This is a genomic window from Pseudomonas sp. 05T35 (assembly GCF_056396605.1).
In genome coordinates this window covers 1-20,476 of the sequence record NZ_JBFTLU010000052.1, presented here as the reverse complement: position 1 = coordinate 20,476, position 20,476 = coordinate 1, and the positions used below count along the sequence as shown (strand labels likewise).

Annotated in this window: 19 protein-coding genes, 5 tRNA genes and 3 pseudogenes; 10 read left to right on the top strand and 17 right to left on the bottom strand. The window is 59.6% G+C overall.

What is annotated here, in order from left to right; translation table 11 throughout:
• The 10 genes and pseudogenes from AC1DH9_RS06310 to gltX form a co-directional block, all read right to left on the bottom strand.
• Positions 1 to 248 (bottom strand): Hsp20 family protein (locus AC1DH9_RS06310; RefSeq protein WP_477807935.1); only part of this gene is annotated, 248 nt, incomplete at its 3' end.
• A 132-nt stretch (positions 249 to 380) separates the two neighbouring features.
• On the bottom strand, positions 381 to 1,340 hold the full coding sequence (locus AC1DH9_RS06305) for a tRNA dihydrouridine synthase (RefSeq protein WP_427544104.1): 960 nt from the start codon (positions 1,338 to 1,340) through the stop codon (positions 381 to 383).
• A gap of 129 nt (positions 1,341 to 1,469) precedes the next feature.
• Positions 1,470 to 1,799 (bottom strand): annotated as a pseudogene (locus AC1DH9_RS06300) (acyl-CoA thioesterase); the annotation flags it as partial.
• 75 nt (positions 1,800 to 1,874) lie between these two features.
• Positions 1,875 to 2,339: pseudogene (locus AC1DH9_RS06295) on the bottom strand (alpha/beta hydrolase); the annotation flags it as partial.
• Between the two features lie 155 nt (positions 2,340 to 2,494).
• The gene (locus AC1DH9_RS06290) at positions 2,495 to 3,034 is read right to left on the bottom strand and encodes a TetR/AcrR family transcriptional regulator (protein WP_427544113.1); all 540 of its coding nucleotides are present in this window, start codon (positions 3,032 to 3,034) and stop codon (positions 2,495 to 2,497) included.
• Between the two features lie 181 nt (positions 3,035 to 3,215).
• A tRNA-Glu gene (locus AC1DH9_RS06285) sits at positions 3,216 to 3,291 on the bottom strand.
• A gap of 80 nt (positions 3,292 to 3,371) precedes the next feature.
• Positions 3,372 to 3,447, bottom strand: a tRNA-Ala gene (locus AC1DH9_RS06280).
• Between the two features lie 53 nt (positions 3,448 to 3,500).
• Positions 3,501 to 3,576: transfer RNA gene (locus tag AC1DH9_RS06275), tRNA-Glu, on the bottom strand.
• 79 nt (positions 3,577 to 3,655) lie between these two features.
• A tRNA-Ala gene (locus AC1DH9_RS06270) sits at positions 3,656 to 3,731 on the bottom strand.
• A gap of 189 nt (positions 3,732 to 3,920) precedes the next feature.
• Positions 3,921 to 5,219: pseudogene (gene gltX, locus AC1DH9_RS06265) on the bottom strand (glutamate--tRNA ligase); the annotation flags it as partial.
• 246 nt (positions 5,220 to 5,465) lie between these two features.
• Between gltX and AC1DH9_RS06260 the strand changes: the two are divergent.
• Positions 5,466 to 6,512, top strand: a complete 1,047-nt coding sequence (locus tag AC1DH9_RS06260; RefSeq protein ID WP_427544119.1) for an HlyD family secretion protein — start codon at positions 5,466 to 5,468, stop codon at positions 6,510 to 6,512.
• Positions 6,502 to 8,052 (top strand): MDR family MFS transporter, encoded by a 1,551-nt coding sequence (locus AC1DH9_RS06255; protein WP_477749047.1) that lies wholly within the window; start codon positions 6,502 to 6,504, stop codon positions 8,050 to 8,052. Before AC1DH9_RS06260 ends, AC1DH9_RS06255 begins: the two co-directional genes overlap by 11 nt.
• 103 nt (positions 8,053 to 8,155) lie before the next feature.
• Here AC1DH9_RS06255 and uvrB read toward each other — a convergent pair whose 3' ends face one another.
• Entirely contained in the window at positions 8,156 to 10,171 is a 2,016-nt protein-coding gene (gene uvrB / locus AC1DH9_RS06250; RefSeq protein ID WP_019692689.1) for an excinuclease ABC subunit UvrB, read from the bottom strand.
• A 349-nt stretch (positions 10,172 to 10,520) separates the two neighbouring features.
• On the opposite strand from uvrB, the gene AC1DH9_RS06245 reads away from it, so the two are divergent.
• Together AC1DH9_RS06245 and AC1DH9_RS06240 are read left to right on the top strand one after the other, a co-directional pair.
• A complete protein-coding gene (locus AC1DH9_RS06245) occupies positions 10,521 to 11,717 on the top strand; it encodes an amino acid aminotransferase (RefSeq protein ID WP_427544122.1) in 1,197 nt (398 codons plus the stop codon).
• A 240-nt stretch (positions 11,718 to 11,957) separates the two neighbouring features.
• Positions 11,958 to 12,167 (top strand): hypothetical protein, encoded by a 210-nt coding sequence (locus tag AC1DH9_RS06240; protein ID WP_427544125.1) that lies wholly within the window; start codon positions 11,958 to 11,960, stop codon positions 12,165 to 12,167.
• A gap of 6 nt (positions 12,168 to 12,173) precedes the next feature.
• Here the strand turns inward: AC1DH9_RS06240 and AC1DH9_RS06235 are convergent, their stop codons facing one another.
• A complete protein-coding gene (locus AC1DH9_RS06235; RefSeq protein ID WP_019692692.1) occupies positions 12,174 to 12,407 on the bottom strand; it encodes a hypothetical protein in 234 nt (77 codons plus the stop codon).
• A gap of 253 nt (positions 12,408 to 12,660) precedes the next feature.
• Here AC1DH9_RS06235 and AC1DH9_RS06230 point away from each other — a divergent pair.
• Positions 12,661 to 12,736, top strand: a tRNA-Asn gene (locus AC1DH9_RS06230).
• A gap of 111 nt (positions 12,737 to 12,847) precedes the next feature.
• Here the strand turns inward: AC1DH9_RS06230 and nadE are convergent.
• Genes nadE through AC1DH9_RS06215 form a run of 3 tightly spaced genes read right to left on the bottom strand, consistent with a single transcriptional unit; the run spans position 12,848 to position 15,567 of the window.
• The gene (gene nadE, locus AC1DH9_RS06225; protein WP_477807934.1) at positions 12,848 to 13,678 is read right to left on the bottom strand and encodes an ammonia-dependent NAD(+) synthetase; all 831 of its coding nucleotides are present in this window, start codon (positions 13,676 to 13,678) and stop codon (positions 12,848 to 12,850) included.
• A 1-nt stretch (position 13,679) separates the two neighbouring features.
• Positions 13,680 to 14,909 (bottom strand): nicotinate phosphoribosyltransferase, encoded by a 1,230-nt coding sequence (gene pncB, locus AC1DH9_RS06220; RefSeq protein WP_054596603.1) that lies wholly within the window; start codon positions 14,907 to 14,909, stop codon positions 13,680 to 13,682.
• A 10-nt stretch (positions 14,910 to 14,919) separates the two neighbouring features.
• Positions 14,920 to 15,567, bottom strand: a complete 648-nt coding sequence (locus AC1DH9_RS06215; RefSeq protein WP_427544131.1) for a nicotinamidase — start codon at positions 15,565 to 15,567, stop codon at positions 14,920 to 14,922.
• Between the two features lie 190 nt (positions 15,568 to 15,757).
• On the opposite strand from AC1DH9_RS06215, the gene AC1DH9_RS06210 reads away from it, so the two are divergent.
• Genes AC1DH9_RS06210 through AC1DH9_RS06200 form a run of 3 tightly spaced genes read left to right on the top strand, consistent with a single transcriptional unit; the run spans position 15,758 to position 17,545 of the window.
• Positions 15,758 to 16,303: an adenylyltransferase/cytidyltransferase family protein gene (locus AC1DH9_RS06210; RefSeq protein ID WP_427530972.1), complete on the top strand. Its 546-nt coding sequence runs from the start codon at positions 15,758 to 15,760 to the stop codon at positions 16,301 to 16,303.
• 1 nt (position 16,304) lies between these two features.
• A complete protein-coding gene (locus tag AC1DH9_RS06205; RefSeq protein ID WP_427544134.1) occupies positions 16,305 to 17,012 on the top strand; it encodes an NUDIX hydrolase in 708 nt (235 codons plus the stop codon).
• Between the two features lie 8 nt (positions 17,013 to 17,020).
• Positions 17,021 to 17,545, top strand: coding sequence for an NUDIX hydrolase (locus AC1DH9_RS06200; protein ID WP_427544137.1), 525 nt, complete (start codon positions 17,021 to 17,023; stop codon positions 17,543 to 17,545).
• 121 nt (positions 17,546 to 17,666) lie between these two features.
• On the opposite strand, the gene AC1DH9_RS06195 is transcribed toward AC1DH9_RS06200, so the two are convergent.
• Positions 17,667 to 19,187 carry a nucleobase:cation symporter-2 family protein gene (locus AC1DH9_RS06195; RefSeq protein ID WP_477807933.1) on the bottom strand — a complete coding sequence of 507 codons (1,521 nt, stop codon included), beginning with the start codon at positions 19,185 to 19,187 and terminating at the stop codon, positions 17,667 to 17,669.
• A gap of 223 nt (positions 19,188 to 19,410) precedes the next feature.
• Between AC1DH9_RS06195 and AC1DH9_RS06190 the strand changes: the two genes are divergently transcribed.
• Both AC1DH9_RS06190 and AC1DH9_RS06185 read left to right on the top strand, forming a co-directional pair.
• Positions 19,411 to 19,692: a BrnT family toxin gene (locus AC1DH9_RS06190; protein ID WP_427544143.1), complete on the top strand. Its 282-nt coding sequence runs from the start codon at positions 19,411 to 19,413 to the stop codon at positions 19,690 to 19,692.
• Positions 19,693 to 19,695: 3 nt separating this feature from the next.
• Positions 19,696 to 20,076, top strand: a complete 381-nt coding sequence (locus tag AC1DH9_RS06185; RefSeq protein WP_054596596.1) for a BrnA antitoxin family protein — start codon at positions 19,696 to 19,698, stop codon at positions 20,074 to 20,076.
• Between the two features lie 8 nt (positions 20,077 to 20,084).
• On the opposite strand, the gene AC1DH9_RS06180 is transcribed toward AC1DH9_RS06185, so the two are convergent.
• Positions 20,085 to 20,476, bottom strand: a 392-nt coding sequence (locus AC1DH9_RS06180; RefSeq protein ID WP_477807932.1) for an arylamine N-acetyltransferase, incomplete at its 5' end; no start/stop codon positions are given.

Sequence of the window (20,476 nt, the reverse complement as noted above, 5' to 3'; positions counted from 1 at the left end):
TCATTGGTGTCACGCTTGCCGCCACTGATGGTCAACACACCTTTTTCTACTTGCAGCTCCAGGTCTTCTTCCTGGAAACCAGCCGCCGCGATGACGATGCGGTATTCGTCGTCGCCATGTTTTTCGACGTTGTACGGTGGATAGGTGCTGCCTGGCTCATTGCGCAGCGCCGACTCGAACAGATCGTTGAAACGATCGAAGCCCACCGAGGAACGGAACAGTGGCGCCATGGAAAATGCAGTACTCATGATTCAAATCTCCTGAAAACAATCAGCAAGTTTTTTTGTCTCCGCGACCCGAATTCGGCATCGCGTAATCCTTAGATAAGGACCGCCGATTGCATTTCAAGAGATTATTTTGTGTTTTTTTCAACAACGGTTTCAGGCTGCTTCGCACGCCTGCAGACCTAGTAAGCGCGAGACCTGATCCAGTTCGGTTTCACGGCGCAGGACCGTGAACAGCTCCACCGCTTCGGGATAATTGCGGGTCAGCATCGCCAGCCACTGCTTCAAGCGACCCGGCGACTGGCGCGGTGTCATTTGCGCCTTGGCTTGCAGCCAGAAGTCCTGAATCAGCGGCAGCAGCTCGGCCCAGGTCATCTCGACCACCTCTTCGCCGGCCCGTGCAGCAGCGATTTGCCGCGCCAGGTCGGGGCGTGACACCAGGCCACGACCCAGCATGATGTCTTCCACGCCGCTGATTTCGCGGCAACGGCGCCAGTCTTCAACGCTCCAGATATCGCCGTTGGCGAACACCGGCACCTTGACTACTTCCTGCACCCGCGGGATCCATTCCCAATGCGCTGGCGGTTTGTAGCCGTCCGTCTTGGTCCGTGCGTGCACGACGATGTGCGCAGCACCGCCCTCTGCCAACGCGGTGGCACAGACCAGAGCGCCGTCGGGGCTGTCAAAACCCAAACGCATCTTGGCCGTCACCGGGATATGCGCCGGCACTGCACGGCGCACATGTTCGACGATTTCGTTGAGCAGTTCCGGCTCCTTGAGCAGTACCGCACCGCCACGCGACTTGTTCACGGTCTTCGCCGGGCAACCGAAGTTCAGATCGATCACCTCCGAGCCCAGCTCACAGGCCAGCGCCGCGTTTTCTGCCAGGCACACCGGATCGGAACCGAGCAATTGCACGCGCAACGGCACGCCTGAAGCGGTCTTGGCGCCGTTCAGCAGTTCAGGGCCGAATTTGTGGAAATAGGCAGGCGTGAGCAGTTGATCGTTGATCCGAATGAACTCGGTCACGCACCAATCGATACCGCCAACACGGGTCAACACGTCCCGCAGGATGTTGTCGACCAACCCCTCCATGGGCGCCAAAGCAATTTGCATGGAAAACACTCAACGAAAAACGTGCGGCAGTTTACTGGATTACGCGAGGAATTCGCAGGACATCGCTGATCCCTTGTGGGAGCGAGCCTGCTCGCGATTCAGGCGGCGCGGTTTATCAAGTACACCGCGTTATCGTTCATCGCGAGCAGGCTCGCTCCCACATTGGATCAACGCCGGGCCGTAGCCTTCGATGAATTCCGCTGGCATGCGCCTCGGCTTGCCGCTGGACAGCTCGATGCAGACAAACGTGGTTTGTGCCCGCAGCAGTGTGGCGTTGTCGCTCGGGCGTTTCAGCTGGAAGTGCCGGGTCATCTTCAGGCGCTGATCCCAGTCGACGATCCAGGTCGCCAACTGCAACTCGTCACCTTCATAGGCGGCTGCCAGGTAATCGATCTCGTGGCGCACCACAGCCATCGCCCGGTCCAATCGCCGATATTCGGTCAGGTCCAGCCCTAGGCGCACGTCGTCTTCGGCGTGCACGATCAGCCCTGGCATATCCAGTTGATAGTGGGTGACGTCGAGTCGTGAGGCCTGGATACCCACATCCCGTTCGACTTTGCGGATAAACGCCGAACGCGCCTTGGGCGGCATGCGAACATGGCGGGCAAAACCGCGCAACACGGCGAGAATCCGTGCCGGTGCGGCGATACTGACCAATGTTTCTGTGCGCAAACCCAATTGAACGGCAAGCATCGCACTGGCGCCGCCCATGGAGTGGCCGATGACCGCTTGCAAGGGCGGCAGTTCTGCCGCTGCTTCGAGCATCGCCCGAGCAAAAAGCACCACATTGGCCTCGCGGCCAGGCGAGCGACCGTGAGCCGGACCATCCAGCGCGACCACGGTGTAGCCGGCGTCTACCAGCGCCGTGATCAGGCTGGCGAATTGTGTCGGCCGACCTTCCCAGCCGTGCATCAGCAGCACTGTCGGGCCCTGGCCCCAGCGCAACGCTGAAAGACCGAAGCGCAGGGTGATCCGCTCGGACTTCGCCAGCAGCGGCATTTCCCAATCACGCAAAGGCAGCTCGCGCGGCGTCATGAACACCGAACGCATCTTGCTCGCCACCCATTGCGGTGCAACCCAGCCCAAGGTGCCGTTAACGCCACGAACCCAACTTAACGTGCTCATCGCTCATCTCCAAAGGCTTGTGCTTCAGGTCATAGCACCGCCGACTTGGCGGCACGCAGCAATCGATCGGACAACTCACCGGCACCCAGTGCCCGTGCCAGGGCCAAACCACCGACCATCAGCGCCAAGTCAGCCAACGCCTTGTCGGTGTCTTCCGGGCTGGCGGCCAACTGCGCGACCATCAGCTCGATGTGTTCATTCAAGGCCAGACGAAAATCGTCCGGCAGACGCCCCAGCTCGCCTATCGATGCCGGAATCGGGCAGGCGTGATCGGTGGAGTCTCGGTGTTTGCGCGACAGGTAAAACGCAGCGACCAGCGCCCGGCGTTCTTCGCCGGTCAGCGAGGGGTCCATTTCGGCGATCAGCGCCCGACGCTGGCCGAGCAATTGCGTGAAGGCCTCCAGCATCATCGCGTCCTTGCTTTCGAAGTGGGCGTAGAAGCCGCCGACGGTAAGGCCGGCAGCGCCCATCACTTCACCCACACTAGGCTCTGCCGGGCCGCGCTGGACCAGCGCAGAGCTGGCGGCCTGGAGAATGCGTTCACGGGTTTGAGCTTTTTTATCGTTCATCGTTGCCTCCGAATATTACGAATAGAATATTATTCTCATAATAATTATTCGCAAGTCGCTGATATGACCATTGGTCAGAAGAACAGTGTGAGGAGAATGAGGGATTGGCCAAACGCCAGACAAACAAAAGGGCCATTCAACAATTGAATGACCCTTATAAATCCCGCAGAGCGGGTAATCGTGGCGTCCCCTAGGGGACTCGAACCCCTGTTACCGCCGTGAAAGGGCGGTGTCCTAGGCCACTAGACGAAGGGGACGCAAACCCTTCTATACAACTGATCAGTGCTGAGTACTGATCGATTCAAGGCCGGTGTGGCCAGACCTTGAACTGTAAAATTGGTGGAGCTAAACGGGATCGAACCGTTGACCTCTTGCATGCCATGCAAGCGCTCTCCCAGCTGAGCTATAGCCCCGGATTTTTCGCCTCGCGGCGGAGCGATGTCTTGCAACATCACTTCTGTAAAACTGGCGTCCCCTAGGGGACTCGAACCCCTGTTACCGCCGTGAAAGGGCGGTGTCCTAGGCCACTAGACGAAGGGGACGCAAACCCTTCTATACAACTGACCAACGCTGAGTGTTGATCGCTTCAAGGCCGGTGTGGCCAGGCCTTGAAGTGTAAATTGGTGGAGCTAGACGGGATCGAACCGTCGACCTCTTGCATGCCATGCAAGCGCTCTCCCAGCTGAGCTATAGCCCCTCATCGCTGAGGACGGGGCGAATCTTAATGGCGGATCGGAAAGCTGTCAAACTTATTTTTAACAATTTTCAAAATTTTTTGCCGCCATAACAATCACTTACCGCCCTCCCCCCGAAAAATGGGGGTGACGCCGAAGAGCAAGATCAAAAGATCGCAGCCTCCGGCGACTCCTGCACGGGGTCAAACACCTCAGGCGATAGCGCCCAGGAGCTTTTCCCACTCTTTGTTTTCTTTCTTCGACACGCCACCGAGCAAGTCGATCGCCTGGCGCAGACGGAAACGSGTCAGGTCCGGMCCRAGGATTTCCATCGCRTCSAGYACCGAYACCGARCTGGCCTGSCCRGTGATSGCMGCRAACATCAGCGGCATGGCATCACGCAGCTTCAGCTCCAGGGATTCGACCACCGCCTGAATGGTCGCCGTGATGCTGTCCTTTTCCCACTGACGCAGGCTTTCGAGCTTCCACAGGATCAACTGCATCAACTGGCGAACCTGATCGCCCGAGAGCTTCTTGGATTCGAACAGCTTGGCATCCGGGGTCACGCCGCCAGCGAAGAAGAATCCGGCCAACGGTGCGATCTGGCTGAAGGTTTCAACCCGACCCTGCACGTGCGGCGCGATCTTCATCATGTATTCAGGGTTCAGCGCCCAGGCCTGCACGCGGCTGGCGAACTCTTCCACCGGCAGATCACGCAGCCATTGGCCGTTGAGCCACGACAGCTTCKCGATGTCGAAAATTGGCCCGCCAAGGGAAACGCGTTTCAGGTCGAAGTTGTCGACCATTTCCTGCAGCGAGAACTTCTCGCGCTCGTCCGGCATCGACCACCCCATGCGACCGAGGTAGTTGAGCATCGCTTCCGGCATGAAGCCCATGCGCTCGTAGAACGTCACCGAGGTCGGGTTCTTGCGCTTGGACAGCTTGCTCTTGTCCGGGTTACGCAGCAACGGCATGTAGCACAGCTCTGGTTGCTCCCAGCCGAAGTACTCGTAAAGCAGGATCAGCTTCGGCGCCGATGGCAGCCATTCTTCGCCGCGCAATACGTGGGTGATGCCCATCAGGTGGTCGTCGACCACGTTGGCGAGGAAGTAGGTCGGCAGGCCGTCGGTCTTCATCAACACTTGCATGTCCATGCGATCCCACGGGATCTCGACGTCGCCACGCAACATGTCCGGCACCACGCAGACGCCTTCGGTCGGGACCTTCATGCGGATGACGTGCGGCTCGCCAGCGGCCAGACGGCGCGCCACTTCTTCCTTGGAGAGCAACAGCGCACGGCCGTCATAACGCGGGGTTTCGCCGCGGGCCATTTGCTCGGCGCGCATCTGGTCCAGTTCTTCAGCGGTGCAGAAGCACGGGAACGCGTGACCCAGATCGACCAGTTGCTGGCAGTACTTCTGGTAGATGTCGCCACGTTCGCTCTGGCGATACGGACCGTGTGGGCCGCCGACATCCGGGCCTTCACTCCAGTCGATGCCCAACCAGCGCAAGCGGACGGTGGTCATGGCATGTCTCGAAAGAATATAAAAAGCGGAGATGAAACAAAGGGCGAATGGTAACAGGCGTTGCCCGCCCGGCTCCAGTGAGCAGGGCATTTAAGCCAACGTTGGGGCTACAAAAGGCTCTGGCAGCGCTCAACGGCCGATTATCAATAAGTGGCATTTACCGCTTATCGGCTATATGACAGATTCGAGTACTGATAAATCTCCTTACACTTTCTCGACTACAGTCTGCTCATGCCTGCCCAACTCAAGCGTCGCCTGTTCACTTTCCTGCTGATCGTCCTGCTGGTTGCCGGGGGCTTCTTCGCTCAATGGTTCTTCAAGGGACGGTTTTACGAAAGCACCGATAACGCTTATGTCCAGGGTGAAATCACCCGTGTCTCCAGCCAGTTGGGCGCGCGCATCGAGGAAGTGCTGGTACAGGACAACCAGCACGTCGAAAAAGGCCAACTGTTGATCAAACTCGAAGGCGATGACTTCCATCTCGCCGTCGACCGCGCCAACGCGACCCTCGCCACCCGCGAAGCCGAGCGCCTGCAAGCCCAGAGCAAACTGACCCAACAAGCCAGCCTGATCGCCGCCAGCGAAGCTCAGGTCGCCGCCAGCCAGGCCACTCTCGGCCGCTCGCAAATTGATTTGTCCCGCGCGCAAACCCTGCGCAAACCGGGTTATGTCTCGGAAGAACGGGTGACCACCCTCTCCGCCGACAACCGCATCGCTCGCTCGCAAGTCGCCAAGGCCCAGGCTGACGCCCAGGGCCAGCGTCAACAGGTCAACGCCTTGACAGCCGAGATCAAGCGCCTGGACGCCCAGATCGCCAATGCCAAAGCCGATCTGGCGCAGGCCCGACTGAACCTGACCCGCAGCGAAATCCACGCACCGATCAGCGGCCTGATCGGCCAGCGCGCCGCCCGCAATGGCCAATACGTCCAGGCGGGCGCTTACCTGCTGTCGATCGTCCCGGACCAGGACATCTGGATTCAGGCCAACTTCAAGGAAACCCAGATTGGTCACATGCAGCCCGGCCAGAAAGCCGAACTGACCTTCGATGCCTACAGCGACACACCGATCGAAGCCCGGGTCGACAGCCTGTTCGCCGCCTCGGGCGCGCAGTTCAGCCTGCTGCCACCGGACAATGCCACCGGCAACTTCACCAAAGTCGTGCAACGGATTCCGGTAAAACTGACCTTTGCCGCCGACAATCCGCTGCACGGCAAGATCCGCCCAGGCATGTCGGTCACCGTCAAAGTCAACATCAAAGACCCTGGCGATGGCCGGTGATCAACTGATCCGCCCGGTCGGCGAACCGACCCGGAGGGACTGGATTGCGGTGATGAGCGTGATGCTCGGCGCCTTCATGGCGGTGCTCGACATCCAGATCACCAACGCCTCGCTCAAGGACATTCAAGGCGCGCTGTCAGCGACCCTGGAAGAAGGCTCGTGGATTTCCACCTCGTACCTGGTGGCGGAAATCATCATGATTCCGCTCACCGCGTGGCTGGTGCAACTGCTCTCGGCACGACGCCTGGCGGTGTGGGTCTCGCTGGGCTTTCTGGCCGCCTCCCTGCTCTGCTCGATGGCCTGGAGCCTGGAGAGCATGATCGTGTTCCGCGCCTTTCAGGGCTTCACCGGCGGCGCGCTGATCCCGCTGGCGTTCACCCTGACGCTGATCAAACTCCCCGAACACCATCGCGCCAAAGGCATGGCGATGTTCGCCATGACCGCGACCTTCGCGCCCTCCATCGGCCCGACCCTCGGCGGCTGGCTGACGGAAAACTGGGGCTGGAAGTACATCTTCTACATCAACATCCCGCCGGGGCTGATCATGATCGCCGGCCTCATGTATGGCCTGGAGAAAAAAGCGGCCCACTGGGAATTGCTCAAAAGCACCGACTACATGGGCATTCTCACGCTGGGCGTTGGCCTCGGGTGCTTGCAGGTGTTTCTCGAGGAAGGTCATCGCAAGGACTGGCTGGAGTCGAGCCTGATCGTGACGCTGGGCTGCATCGCCCTGTTGAGCCTGATCACCTTTGTGATCGTGCAAGTGTCCAAGCCCAATCCGCTGATCAATCTGGGCATCTTGCGCAACCGCAACTTTGGCTTATCGAGTATTTCCAGCCTGGGCATGGGCGTGGGGCTGTACGGCTCGATTTATCTGCTGCCGCTGTACCTGGCGCAGATCCAGAGCTACAACGCCTTGCAGATCGGCGAAGTGATCATGTGGATGGGCGTGCCGCAGCTGTTCCTGATTCCGCTGGTGCCGAAACTGATGAAGTTCGTTTCACCAAAGTGGCTGTGCACGCTCGGCTTTGGCCTGTTTGGCTTGGCGAGTATTCTTTCAGGCTCACTCAACCCTGACTTCGCCGGACCACAGTTCAATCAGATCCAGCTCGTCCGCGCGCTGGGCCAGCCGCTGATCATGGTGACCATTTCGCTGATCGCCACCGCCTACATCCTGCCGCAGGATGCAGGCTCCGCGTCGAGCCTGTTCAACATCCTGCGCAACCTTGGAGGCGCGATTGGCATCGCCCTGCTCGCCACTCTGCTGGATGCGCGAACCAAGACCTACTTCGATTATTTACGCGAGTCGATAGTGCCGACCAACCCGCAGGTGGCCGAGCGCATGGCGAGCATGACCGATCGATTCGGCAGCGAAATGGCCGCGCTGGGCAAGCTCAGTGAGATCACCCATCAGCAGGCCTTGATCATGGCCTACAACGATGCGTTTCACTTTGTCGGGATTGCGCTGGGGGTGAGCATGCTGGCGATCCTGCTGACCAAGGCGTTGCCGCCCGGGTTGAAGGCCGGCGAAGCGCATTGAGACCGCGGCGCCCCTATCGCGAGCAGGCTCGCTCCCACATGGGTCACACCGAACCTTGTGGGAGCGAGCCTGCTCGCGATGAGGCCCTGACAGCCACCGCTAATCAGACGGTCAACAACCGCTCGCGCATCTTGGTGATTTCGTCGCGTGTCTGCGCGGCGGCTTCGAACTCCAGGTCGCGGGCGAGCTGGTACATCTTCTCTTCCAGCTGACGAATGCGCTTGGCGATTTCGCTCGGCGAACGCAGCTCGTTTTCGTAACGGGCACTTTCCTCGGCTGCCTTGGCCATGCCTTTGCGCTTCTTGCTGCGCGAACCGGGCACGGTCGCGCCTTCCATGATGTCGGCAACGTCCTTGAACACGCCTTTGGGGGTGATGCCATTGGCCAGGTTGAAGGCGATTTGCTTGTCGCGACGGCGCTCGGTCTCGCCAATCGCCCGTTCCATCGACCCGGTGATCCGGTCGGCATACAGAATCGCCCGGCCATTGAGGTTCCGCGCCGCGCGGCCGATGGTCTGGATCAGCGAACGCTCGGAGCGCAGGAAGCCCTCCTTGTCGGCATCGAGAATCGCCACCAGCGACACTTCCGGCATGTCCAGGCCTTCACGCAGCAGATTGATCCCCACCAGTACATCGAAGGTGCCCAGACGCAAATCACGGATGATCTCGACCCGCTCCACGGTATCGATGTCCGAGTGCAGATAACGCACCCGCACACCGTGGTCGGCGAGGTAGTCGGTCAAGTCTTCGGACATGCGCTTGGTCAATGTAGTGACCAGCACCCGCTCCTCCAGCGCCACCCGCTTGGTGATTTCCGACAGCAAGTCGTCGACTTGAGTCAGCGCCGGACGAATCTCGATTTGCGGATCGACCAGACCAGTCGGTCGCACCAACTGCTCGATCACCCGACCGGCGTGTTCCGCCTCGTAGTTACCCGGGGTCGCCGAGACGAAAATCGTCTGCGGACTGATGCTTTCCCATTCATCGAAACGCATTGGCCGGTTATCCAGTGCCGATGGCAGACGGAAACCGTATTCGACCAGCGTCTCTTTACGCGAACGGTCGCCCTTATACATCGCACCGACCTGCGGCACGCTGACGTGGGATTCGTCGATCACCAGCAAGGCATCGGCGGGCAGATAGTCAAACAAGGTCGGTGGCGGCTCACCGGACTCACGGCCCGAGAGGTAGCGCGAGTAGTTTTCGATGCCGTTGCAGTAACCCAGCTCCAGAATCATCTCCAGGTCAAAACGGGTGCGCTGCTCCAGCCGCTGGGCTTCCACCAGTTTATTGTTGGAGCGCAGGTATTCCAGACGCTCCTGCAGCTCGACCTTGATCCCTTCGATGGCTCCCAGCAGGGTTTCTCGCGGCGTTACGTAGTGACTCTTCGGATAAAAGGTGAAACGCGGCAGCTGGCGAATCACTTCGCCGGTGAGCGGATCGAAAGCGGAAATTTTCTCCACCTCATCATCGAAGAGCTCAATACGGATCGCTTCAAAATCGGATTCCGCCGGGTGGATATCAATCACATCGCCGCGCACGCGGAAGGTCGCGCGGGCAAAATCCATGTCATTGCGGGTGTATTGCAGGTCGGCCAAGCGGCGCAGCAAAGCGCGCTGATCGAGCTTGTCGCCGCGATCGACGTGCAGGACCATTTTCAGATAGGTTTCCGGGCTGCCCAGACCGTAGATGCACGAGACCGTGGTGACAATGATCGCGTCCTTGCGCTCCAGCAACGCTTTAGTCGCCGACAGTCGCATCTGCTCGATGTGATCGTTGATCGAGGCGTCTTTCTCAATGAAGGTATCGGACGACGGTACGTAGGCTTCGGGCTGGTAGTAGTCGTAGTAGGAAACGAAGTACTCCACCGCGTTATTCGGGAAGAATGCCTTGAACTCGCCGTACAGTTGCGCCGCCAGCGTCTTGTTCGGCGCCAGCACCAGCGTTGGTCGCTGCACCTGGGCGATCACGTTGGCGATACTGAAGGTCTTGCCCGAACCGGTCACACCAAGCAACGTCTGGTGCGCCAGCCCGGCCTCGATGCCCTCGACCATCAGACGGATGGCTTCCGGCTGATCGCCGGCGGGCTCGAAGCGGGTGACTAGCTGGAATTCAGACATATCGTACCTATTGGTTTCCAAGGAGCGGCTCATTCCGGCGCTGGCGGGGGCGCCAGAACGGTGAAGGTCGCTCACGACGAATGTCGCAGGGAAAAATCATGATAACCGTTGATGTGGTGCCGAATACCTCTAGTTTCAAGGCAAACGTCCTACATGCCCCTCAGCCATTGACATGACAATAAGGCTAACGACCGAAAAATAATCCGAAAAAACCTGCCCGAAAAGCGGAAACGCCTGTCGCCGCGCCCGGTGTAGGCCTCTATACTAGCTCCCCGTTTGTGCACCGCTCTAGTGCATTCGGCTGGAGCGCCACACGTCCCTCCACATTTCATTCAGAGCCGCCGCAATAATGAGCCTCTTCTCCGCTGTCGAAATGGCACCACGCGATCCAATCCTGGGCCTCAACGAAGCATTCAACGCTGACGCCCGTACCAACAAGGTCAACCTGGGGGTCGGTGTTTACTGCAACGAGGAGGGGCGAATTCCACTCCTGCGAGCCGTTGTCGAAGCCGAGACGATTCGCGCTGCTCAACACGCTTCCCGTGGCTACCTGCCGATCGACGGTATCGCCGCCTACGACCAGGCTGTGCAAAAGCTGCTGTTCGGTAAAGACTCGCCACTGCTCGCCGCTGGCCGGGTTGTCACCACCCAGTCCGTCGGCGGTACCGGCGCACTGAAAATCGGCGCTGACTTCCTCAAGCAACTGCTGCCGAACGCCGTCGTCGCCATCAGCGACCCAAGCTGGGAAAACCACCGCGCGCTGTTCGAAACCGCTGGTTTCCCGGTGAAGAACTATCGCTACTACGACGCCGCGACTCACGACGTGAACCGCGCCGGCCTGCTGGAAGACCTGAACGCCCTGCCGAATGGCTCGATCGTTGTGCTGCACGCGTGCTGCCACAACCCGACTGGCGTCGACCTGAGCCCGGCGGACTGGAACAACGTGCTGGACGTGGTCAAGGCGAAAAACCACGTGCCGTTTCTCGACATGGCCTACCAGGGCTTTGGCGACGGCATCGACGAAGACGCCGCTGCCGTGCGCCTGTTCGCCGAGTCGGGCCTGAACTTCTTCGTTTCCAGCTCGTTCTCCAAGTCGTTCTCGCTGTACGGCGAACGTGTTGGCGCGCTGTCGATCGTCAGCGAATCGAAAGAAGAAAGCGCTCGCGTGCTGTCGCAAGTCAAACGCGTGATCCGCACCAACTACTCCAACCCGCCGACCCACGGCGCCGCTATCGTTGCTGCCGTACTGAACAGCCCTGAGCTGCGCGCCCAGTGGGAACAGGAACTGGCCGAAATGCGCCTGCGCATTCGCGGCATGCGTACGCAAATGGTCGATCTGCTGGCGAAAAAAGCGCCCGGCCGCGACTTCAGCTTCGTTGGTCGCCAACGCGGCATGTTCTCGTACTCGGGCCTGACGGTTGAGCAAGTCACTCGCCTGCGCAACGAGTTCGGCATCTACGCCCTGGACACCGGCCGCATCTGCGTTGCCGCGCTGAACCAGAGCAACATCGACGTGGTGACCAACGCCATCGTTCAGGTGATCTAAGCCACCCGCGCGACAGAAAAGGGGAAGCCGTCTGGCTTCCCCTTTTCGTTGGCGAGCAGATAATTATCAGTACTGCGAACGAGCACTCTAGACTGCACACAGATCAAATGTGGGATGAGCCGGGCGACGTTCATCTGCTCGCGATGCGCTAGATGCCGCAATGAATACCTGGGATGACGCTATCGCGAGCAGGCTCGCTCCCACACGTACTGCGTATTTCCGATAATTTAGAGAACCGACATGAAAAACGATGACTTACGCGCTGACCGCGATGACGACCTGGACCTGGACCGCTTTGTGCCACGCCCCCAGACCAAACGCAGCAGCGGGCTGGTGTGGCAGGTTGCCTTGGGCGTGTTTCTGGGTGGCCTGGCCCTGTGGTTGGTGCAACTGGCAGCCACGTCGCTGTACGCCAAGTTCCTGCTCGGCACCTTCACCTTCGGCGGTTAAGGTCGATCAACCCGCCAGTTCGGTCGAACGCTGACTGGCGGCGTCGTCATAAGCCACATACAACGATTCGGCAACCTGGCTTTTGATCGCCTTGGTGCTTTCCAGCCCCAGCACAAACCCTTCAGCCTTGCCGCCAGCGCGATTCAGCTCATCAGCGGTGCTCGCCTGAGTGATCGCATCGAAGAGTTTCTCGGCATGCGGCCCGACGCCTTTGGGCAGGCTGATCTGAGCAATGCTCATACGAACACCTCGCGCAGCATTGACGACGTGAGCAGTGGTTGGTGAGTCATGACGCGTACCTTTTCGGCTGAGGGCCGGTAGCGCGTGAAACCACTTCCGGGGGGCCATGGTAGACCTCTGCGACGATTCTGGTAACCGCCAATGGCTGACAGCACCCTCCTCGCCTGCAGAATCATCACCGCCCACCTGAAAATCAGCCACTCGAACAATTCGCGCTTGACTTGTTCTTTTTAATCAGTAACATACGGCGCATTCCGCGATAGCTCAGTTGGTAGAGCAAGTGACTGTTAATCACTGGGTCCCTGGTTCGAGTCCAGGTCGTGGAGCCAGACAGCACTATCGAAAAGCCCCTGAATCGAAAGATTCAGGGGCTTTTTTGTGGCAGATGGAAAATCAAAAGATCGTCCGAACGCGGCCCGAACCTGCGGCAGCTTCAGCGCCTATGTCCGGGGGACACGAGGCAGTTCGCGTTTGTGAGCGGTTTTGACGTAGGCGCTTTCAATGATCTGCTGCGCCTGCTGCGACACCGCTTCGCCCATCAAATAGGCATCGATTTCCTCGTAACTGCAACCATACACCGCCTCATCCAGCTTGCCCGGTGCCAGGTCTTCCAGGTCTGCGGTCGGCGCCTTGCGCACCAGATGCGTCGGCGCGCCCAGGGCGTCGGCCAGCAACCGCACCTGGCTTTTGATCAACCCGGACAGTGGCGCCAGGTCGCAGGCGCCGTCGCCGAATTTGGTGAAGAAACCCATCAGCGCTTCCGCACCATGATCGGTGCCGACCACCAACCCGTTGCAGAAGTTGGCGATCGCGTATTGCGCCAGCATCCGCGCCCGGGCCTTGACGTTGCCTTTGGCAAAGTCAGTGAGTTCCGCCGACGGCTGCAAACCGTCGATGGCGATAGTGGCCATCAGGCCGTCGACACAGTCGGCAATRTTGCTGGTGGTGATCAGGTCCGGCTGGATGAAGTCCAGGGAGGCCTGGGCGTCACGTTCATCGGCCTGAGTCTTGTACGGCAGGCGCACGGCGATAAAGCGCGCCTCATGATCCTCGGCCCGCAACTGCTCCACCGCCAGCTGGCACAGGCGCCCGGCGGTCAGGGAGTCGACGCCGCCGCTGATGCCGAGCACCAGGGCCTTGCAGCCCGACTCGCGCAGCACMTGTTTAATGAAATCGACACGACGGACGATTTCAGCGGCCTCGCCGCCCCGGGCGAGTTGCCGGTCGATGCCCAGTTCCCGGGCGATGCGCTCTTGCTGTTGCATAGTCATATCAAGCTCCCAGTTGTGGATTGATCAGGCTGACGTTGAATACCTGGGCCGCGTAGCGCAGGAACGAAGCGTCTTCACAGACGTTCTTGATCGGGTCGTCGGAGAACTTCACCACCGGTTCGCCATGCACCCGCACCAGCTTCATGACGATGCTCAGCGGCTCGACACCCTCGACATCGCAGGCCAGGCTGGTGCCCATGCCGAAACCGAATCTGGCCTTGCCACGCACGTGACGCAGGATCGGCAGGCACTTCTCGAAGTTGAGACCGTCGGAGAACATCAGGTCCTTGGTTCTTGGATCGATGCCCAGCTCCTTGTAACGCCCCAGCACCTTGTCGGCCCAGACGATCGGGTCACCGGAATCCTGACGCAGGCCGTCATAGAGCTTGGCGAAGTACAGGTCGAAATCCTTGAGGAAGAAGTCGGTGCTGATGCAGTCGGTGAGCGCAATCCCCAGCCTGCCCCGGTACTCGCGCACCCAGTTTTCCAACGCAGCGTTCTGGCTCTCGCGCAACCGCCCGAGCTGCTGGTGCACCATCAGCCATTGGTGGGCCATGGTGCCGATCAGCGGCAGGTCGAACTCGTAGGCCAGGTGAGCATTGCTGGTACCGACGAACACCCCGGGGAAGTCACTGCGCATGACGTTGACCACTTCGCGCTGGGCCCTGAACGACAGGCGCCGGCGGGTGGAGAAGTCTGAAACCCGAAACTCGGCGAGTTCTTCGCGGCTGGCGTTTTTTTCCAGCCATTCGAACTTCTGGTACAGCTTGCGGGTAACGTCGGCCAGCTCGACTTCCGGGTACTTCTCACGGTTGCGCAGTTCACTGACCATCGCCAGCACCGGCTGCTCGAACATGATGCAGTGCAACATCGGGCCACGGACGCGGATGTGCAGTTGGCCGTCGACTTCCGACACGTGGATGTAGCGCAGGTTGAAGCGAAACAGACCGAGGAACTGTTCAAAGTCCGGTGTCAGGTATTCACGGAAACGCTTGTTGAACAGAAACCGCTGCTCACCTTCGCGCAACTGCAGGCCGGCGAGCTTCTCCAGCTCATCACGAATGTCCGGGATCAGGTGCCCGAGCCGCTCTTTCGAACGCACGATGAACTGGTATTCCACCTCGACGTTCGGGTGCTGGTGCAGCACCGCCTGCATCATGGTGAAGGTGTAGTAATCGGTATCCAGAAGACTCTGGATGACGCCGTTGCTGCTGTCGAATGCACTTTCCATGTTTTCTTCCTTATGCGCTTGCCAGACTGGCGGTTTCTTCGCGGGTCGCGGTCACCGAGATTCCCGCTTGTTGCATGTCTTGAATGGCTTGAGTCGCGCCCTCTTCACTGATGGCCCGGCAGGCCGGCAAGTGGATGATCACCTTGAAACCGGCGGCGACCAGTTGCAGGGCGGTGGTCTTGACGCAGAAATCCAGCGCCAGGCCGCCGACGATGACCTGCTTCACACCCTGGCTGTTCAGGTACTCGATCACGCCGGTGGAGAGCTTGCCGTGCAGGTCGTGGTAGCAGGCGCCGTAAGGGTGCAGGTCCGGCTCGACACCCTTCCAGACGAAGTAGTCGTAGTCGTACGGGGTCGGCAACTCGTCCARCAGGGTGAAGCCTTCAGTGCCAGGGACACAGTGGCTGACCCAAGTGATATCGGCGTGTTCGAGGCCGGTCGACTGGAACATTTGCGAGTGCTCGGCCACCACCCACGGGGCTTGAGCCGTATGAGCGTCCTTGCTGCCGACACGCAGGCTGGCCAGGGTGGCCATGAAGTTCAGCTCGCTGCCGATCTGCTCGCCGCCCGCCACGGGCAGCTCATCAGGGCACAACGGCGTGAAGCTCTTTTGCGCATCGACATCGAAGGAAGCGGTTTTCAGGGTCTGGCTGCTCATATCGGGTCTCTCCTTTGCATGACCCACAAAGTACATGTCATGTACTTTTGTTGCAATACCCGACCATGAAAATATTGTTGCCGCGAAGAATCCCGCCTATGTTCTATATGCATAAGGGCGATGGGAGATGGTTTCGTCTGAACGGATTCGATGATAAGGTACACGTCATGTACCAACAGGGAGATCAGCCATGTATGAAATAGCCCTCTATGGCGGCGCCTTCAACCCTCCTCACGCCGGGCACGCCCAGGTGATGATCGAGGCCTCATGCCAGGCCAGGCGTCTGCTGGTGGCCCCCAGCTTCAGGCACCCTTACGGCAAACGAATGGCCGACTATGAACTGCGCCTGAACTGGCTGGAATCGATCGTCGAGCATGTACAGCCCCTGTGCTGCGCCGAAGTACGTGCCAGCCGGGTCGAACAGATCGTGGCGCGCGGCGTCGAAGGTCCGATCTACAGCTACACCCTGCTCGCCCATCTCGCCGACAGCCTGGCCATGGACGGCAAACAGATTGCCCTGGTGGTCGGCCAGGATGTGGCTGACCTGCTGCCAACCTTCTATCGCGGCCCGGAGTTGCTGGAGCGCTTTTCCATCATCTGCGTCGAGGAACAGATCCACGTACGCAGTACGGTGCTACGCGAACGGCTGGCCTTGGGCGAGCCGCTGCCCACCCACTGGATGGCACCCGGCATGGATCCGGTAAACTATGACCTCTACGCTGCCCACGGAAGCTGACATGCCAGACCGCATCCCCTCTCCAAGCGCCTACCTGCACACCATCGACCTTTGTGTGCTGCGCTACTGCCGGGAAACCCAGGCGCTGGAAATCCTCCTGAACCGACGCGAAACCGAACCGTTCGCCGGCCATTGGGCACTGCCCGGGATCGTGGTCAATGGCGGGGTTGAAGACCTCACGCTGAACGACGCCGTGGAGCGCCTGCGCGCCTCGAAAAAAGTCGGTATGCCGCTGGCCTGGATCGAGCAGGTCGGTACGGTCGGCGACGCGTTCCGCGATCCGCGCTGCTGGTCGTCGTCGACCTTCTACCTTGCCATCGTCAGCGATGCGGTCCAGCCGGCCGCACACCAGGGATTTTTCCCGCTCAAGGACGTGGCCGAAGCCTCGACCAGACTGCCCTTCGATCACAACAGCCTGGTGGCCTCGGTGCAGGAGCGCCTGTTCTCCAAGTCGCTGTACAGCAGCCTGCCGCTGATGTTCCTTGGCAACGAGTTCAGCGCGCCTGAAGCGGTGAGCATTTTCTCCCTGGTGCTTGAACGACCGGTGCTCAAGACCAGCATCCGCCAGCGCCTGCTGAAGATGATCGAGGCCGGCCACCTGCAAGAGACCGGGCGCAAGAAAAGCGGCGACGGTGGCCGCCCGCAAGCCACGGTGGAAAACCTCAAACCCGCCAACCTCTACCTTTTCGATCGCTGCTTTCTGGAGTAATACCGCGCATGAAGCCTGTCACCGAATCCCAATGCCTGCTGGAAACCCCATACTTCAACGTGGTCCGCGAGAACGGCTACTTCATCATCAAGGAGGCCCGGGCTATCAATGGCGTGGTGGCCGTGCCGACCCTGGAAGACGGCCGGCTGATGCTGGTCAACCTCAAGCGTCGGGCCATTGGCGGGATGTCCATCGAATTCCCGCGGGGCGCCATCGACGAGAACGAAACCGCCTGCGACGCGGCGGCCCGCGAGCTGCTGGAGGAAACGGGCTGGCAGGCGTTGAAGGTCAAGGAGTTGGGTTTGCTGCACAGCAACACATCGCTGATTGCCAGTGCGGTTGCGGTGTGCCAGGTCTACCTCGATACACAAGCCACCGACGCAACCGATGGCGAAGTGGATGATCTATTGTTCATCACCCGCCAGGAGCTGATGGCCATGATCACCGCCGGCCAGATCACCGATGGCCACACGCTCTCGGCGGCAATGATGCTGATCGCCAGCGAGGCCGGTCTCCCTAGCCCTCCACTGTGACTTGTCGACTGTCAGTCGAAACGCGCCATGCAAAAAGGGCAGAAGGGATGCGATCCCCTCTGCCCTTCTGTTTATCGATTGTGAGCGCGTCGTCGGTCAGGCGCCGCTCTGCACAGTATCGTCAGACATGCTCACTGCTTTTGGCATGCTCCGCATGATGCTCCGTCGGGCCGTGGGATGAATCCACCACCACCGGGACTTCGTTACCGTCGCAGTCATGCAGCTTGCCGCGACTGAAGTAATCCCCTTCGCGCAACGCCGCCAGATCCTGGAAACGCAAGGTCCGTTCGGTGCCGGCAGCAAAGACCGATTGTTGGTCCGAATTACCGGCAGTGAAGTGGTTGAAGGTCAGGTTGAGTGCGATCGCCATGATCGCCGACGAACTGATGCCGGAATGGAAGATGGTCGCAAACCAGCTCGGGAAGTGGTCATAGAAGTTGGGAGCGGCGATGGGGATCATGCCGAAGCCGATGGATGTGGYGACGATGATCAGGTTCACGTTGTTGCGGTAATCGACCTTGGACAGCGTACGAATACCACTCGCCGCCACGGTGCCAAACAGCACGATACCAGCACCGCCGAGGACAGATGTCGGCACGGCGGCGATCACGCGCCCCATCACCGGCAACAGCCCGAGCACCACCAGGAACACCCCGCCGGTGGCCACCACATAGCGGCTCTTGATCCCGGTCACCGCCACCAGCCCGACGTTCTGCGCAAAGGCACTTTGGGTGAAGGAGCCAAAGATCGGTGCAATCATGCTCGACAGCATGTCGGCCCGCAGACCGTTGCCTAGACGCCTGGAATCAACCTTGGTGCCGATGATTTCACCGACCGCCAGAATGTCCGCAGAGGTTTCCACCAGCGTCACCATGATCACGATGCACATCGACAGGATCGCTGCGAAGTGAAAGGTCGGCATGCCGAAGTGGAACGGTGCCGGGAAGCCGAACATCGGCCCTTGTGTCACCGTCGAAAAGTCGGCCATGCCGAGGAACACCGCAATCACCGTACCGATCACCATGGCCAACAGGATCGACAAGCGGGAGATCGTGGCGCTGCCGATCTTGCTCAGCATCAGCACCAGCGTCAGCGTCAAAGCCGCCAACCCGATATTCGCCATGCTGCCGAAGCTTTCGACGTGGCTGTTACCGCCCATGGCCCAGCGCGCTGCCACGGGCATCAGCGTCAGGCCGATGGTGGTGATCACGATACCGGTGACCAACGGCGGGAAGAACTTGGTAATTCGAGAAAACACCGGCGTGATCAGCAACCCGATCAACGAGGCGGCGACCACCGCCCCCAGAATCGACTGAAAACCGCCCTCACCACCGCTGCCGACAATCGCCACCATGGTCGCGACACCCGAGAACGAAACACCCTGAACCAGCGGCAACTGACAGCCGAAAAACGGTAAACCGAGGGTTTGCAGTAAGGTCGCCAAGCCCCCCGCAAACAGTGACGCCGCAATCAACAGACCGATGTCAGCCGGGGAAAGCCCGGCGGCCTGGCCGATGATCAGCGGTACCGCAACGATACCGCCATACATGGTCAGAACGTGTTGCAGGCCGTAAGCCATATTCGCGCCGACCCCGAGGTTTTCATCCTCAGGCCGCTGGTGTGAAACAGAGGGCGTTTTCATCGTGAGGGGGTTCCCTGGTTTTTGTTATGCGCACACTGTATTCAATACTCAAGACAAATGTCTATAGAGTTGTATACAGTTTGCCGGCCGGTATTTGCAGTCCCACATCAAAACCTTGAAATAGTTCTTCCCTCGGCCCCTCCCTCACGACGACTACCCTTCAAGTCTCTTCAGCGATCAACGGTTCACTCGCTGCCTTTTTTATACATATAAAGTATGCATAATGAAGACGTTCGACATTCAGTACGACGAAGTAAAAAACGCTGCAAACAAAAGGAAGCACAAGGGCATCAGTCTCGCCGACACAGAACCGGTTTTCTACGACAACAATGCCCTGACGCTCCCGGACAGCGACCATGATGAGCAACGGTGGATCGTTATGGGTAAGGATGCTGTGGGCCGGGTACTGGTGGTTGTCTACACCTACCGCGATCCGAACTTCGTTCGAATCATTTCTGCTCGCATCGCCACCCACAATGAGCGCCGCCAATACCTGGAGGCTTGAACCATGAAAGAAGAATACGACTTCAGCAGCGCCAAACGTGGGCCGGTTGCCGCCAGTAAAGGCAAGACCCGCATCACCATCATGCTCGATGACGCCGTGATAGAGGCAGCACGCGAGCTCGCAGAGAGTGCGGGATATGGCTATCAGACCGTGATCAACAATACCTTGCGCCAAGCCTTGCTGAACGCAAAAGGTCAGGGTCCGACGCCTGCCTCCGCCATTGACGCAGGCATCAAACACCTGAAGAAGGGAATTACCGCTGCTGAACTGAAATCACTGGAGCAGACGTTGAGTGTGGCAGCCAGTGAAATCAACCGGATGCTCGAAGCCGAGCACAGCCCGAAGGCAAAACCCAAAGCGACTCGAACACTGAACCATGCCTGACGCAGCGCTCAGTCAGGTCTTTCGCTTGAGCTCACCAGCTGCGCCAGCACCTGCCTCAACTCTGGATGCTGCGGCAGGCGAATGTCGAACTCGCGCTCCAGCACCGCAATCACTTCATCAGCATCCGTGAGCTGCCGGCGCTCGCTCTCCTGGCCCATCCGGTGAATGACATAACTACCGTTGTTAAGCGTTCGACGCACCCCTGGCCCGGTGCGCGCCACCTTCAATTGCCCCCGAAACGGAGAGTCGGGGTGGGTCGAGACATACCAATTGCCGATCTGATAGTCGATGTCTGACTGAACCTGCAGATCGAACACATACATCGGCCGCCACTCGCCCGCGACCTTCGCGCGCAAAGCGTAGCTGCTGCCCTGGCGAACGATGCGGTACGGTTCATGAC

Bases quoted from the DNA above. Each gene is read 5' to 3' on its own strand.
- AC1DH9_RS06305 (WP_427544104.1), bottom strand. From the start codon at position 1,340: ATGCAAATTGCTTTGGCGCCCATGGAGGGGTTGGTCGACAACATCCTG.
- AC1DH9_RS06290 (WP_427544113.1), bottom strand. From the start codon at position 3,034: ATGAACGATAAAAAAGCTCAAACCCGTGAACGCATTCTCCAGGCCGCC.
- AC1DH9_RS06260 (WP_427544119.1), top strand. From the start codon at position 5,466: ATGCCTGCCCAACTCAAGCGTCGCCTGTTCACTTTCCTGCTGATCGTC.
- AC1DH9_RS06255 (WP_477749047.1), top strand. From the start codon at position 6,502: ATGGCCGGTGATCAACTGATCCGCCCGGTCGGCGAACCGACCCGGAGG.
- uvrB (WP_019692689.1), bottom strand. From the start codon at position 10,171: ATGTCTGAATTCCAGCTAGTCACCCGCTTCGAGCCCGCCGGCGATCAG.
- AC1DH9_RS06245 (WP_427544122.1), top strand. From the start codon at position 10,521: ATGAGCCTCTTCTCCGCTGTCGAAATGGCACCACGCGATCCAATCCTG.
- AC1DH9_RS06240 (WP_427544125.1), top strand. From the start codon at position 11,958: ATGAAAAACGATGACTTACGCGCTGACCGCGATGACGACCTGGACCTG.
- AC1DH9_RS06235 (WP_019692692.1), bottom strand. From the start codon at position 12,407: ATGAGCATTGCTCAGATCAGCCTGCCCAAAGGCGTCGGGCCGCATGCC.
- pncB (WP_054596603.1), bottom strand. From the start codon at position 14,909: ATGGAAAGTGCATTCGACAGCAGCAACGGCGTCATCCAGAGTCTTCTG.
- AC1DH9_RS06210 (WP_427530972.1), top strand. From the start codon at position 15,758: ATGTATGAAATAGCCCTCTATGGCGGCGCCTTCAACCCTCCTCACGCC.
- AC1DH9_RS06205 (WP_427544134.1), top strand. From the start codon at position 16,305: ATGCCAGACCGCATCCCCTCTCCAAGCGCCTACCTGCACACCATCGAC.
- AC1DH9_RS06200 (WP_427544137.1), top strand. From the start codon at position 17,021: ATGAAGCCTGTCACCGAATCCCAATGCCTGCTGGAAACCCCATACTTC.
- AC1DH9_RS06190 (WP_427544143.1), top strand. From the start codon at position 19,411: ATGAAGACGTTCGACATTCAGTACGACGAAGTAAAAAACGCTGCAAAC.
- AC1DH9_RS06185 (WP_054596596.1), top strand. From the start codon at position 19,696: ATGAAAGAAGAATACGACTTCAGCAGCGCCAAACGTGGGCCGGTTGCC.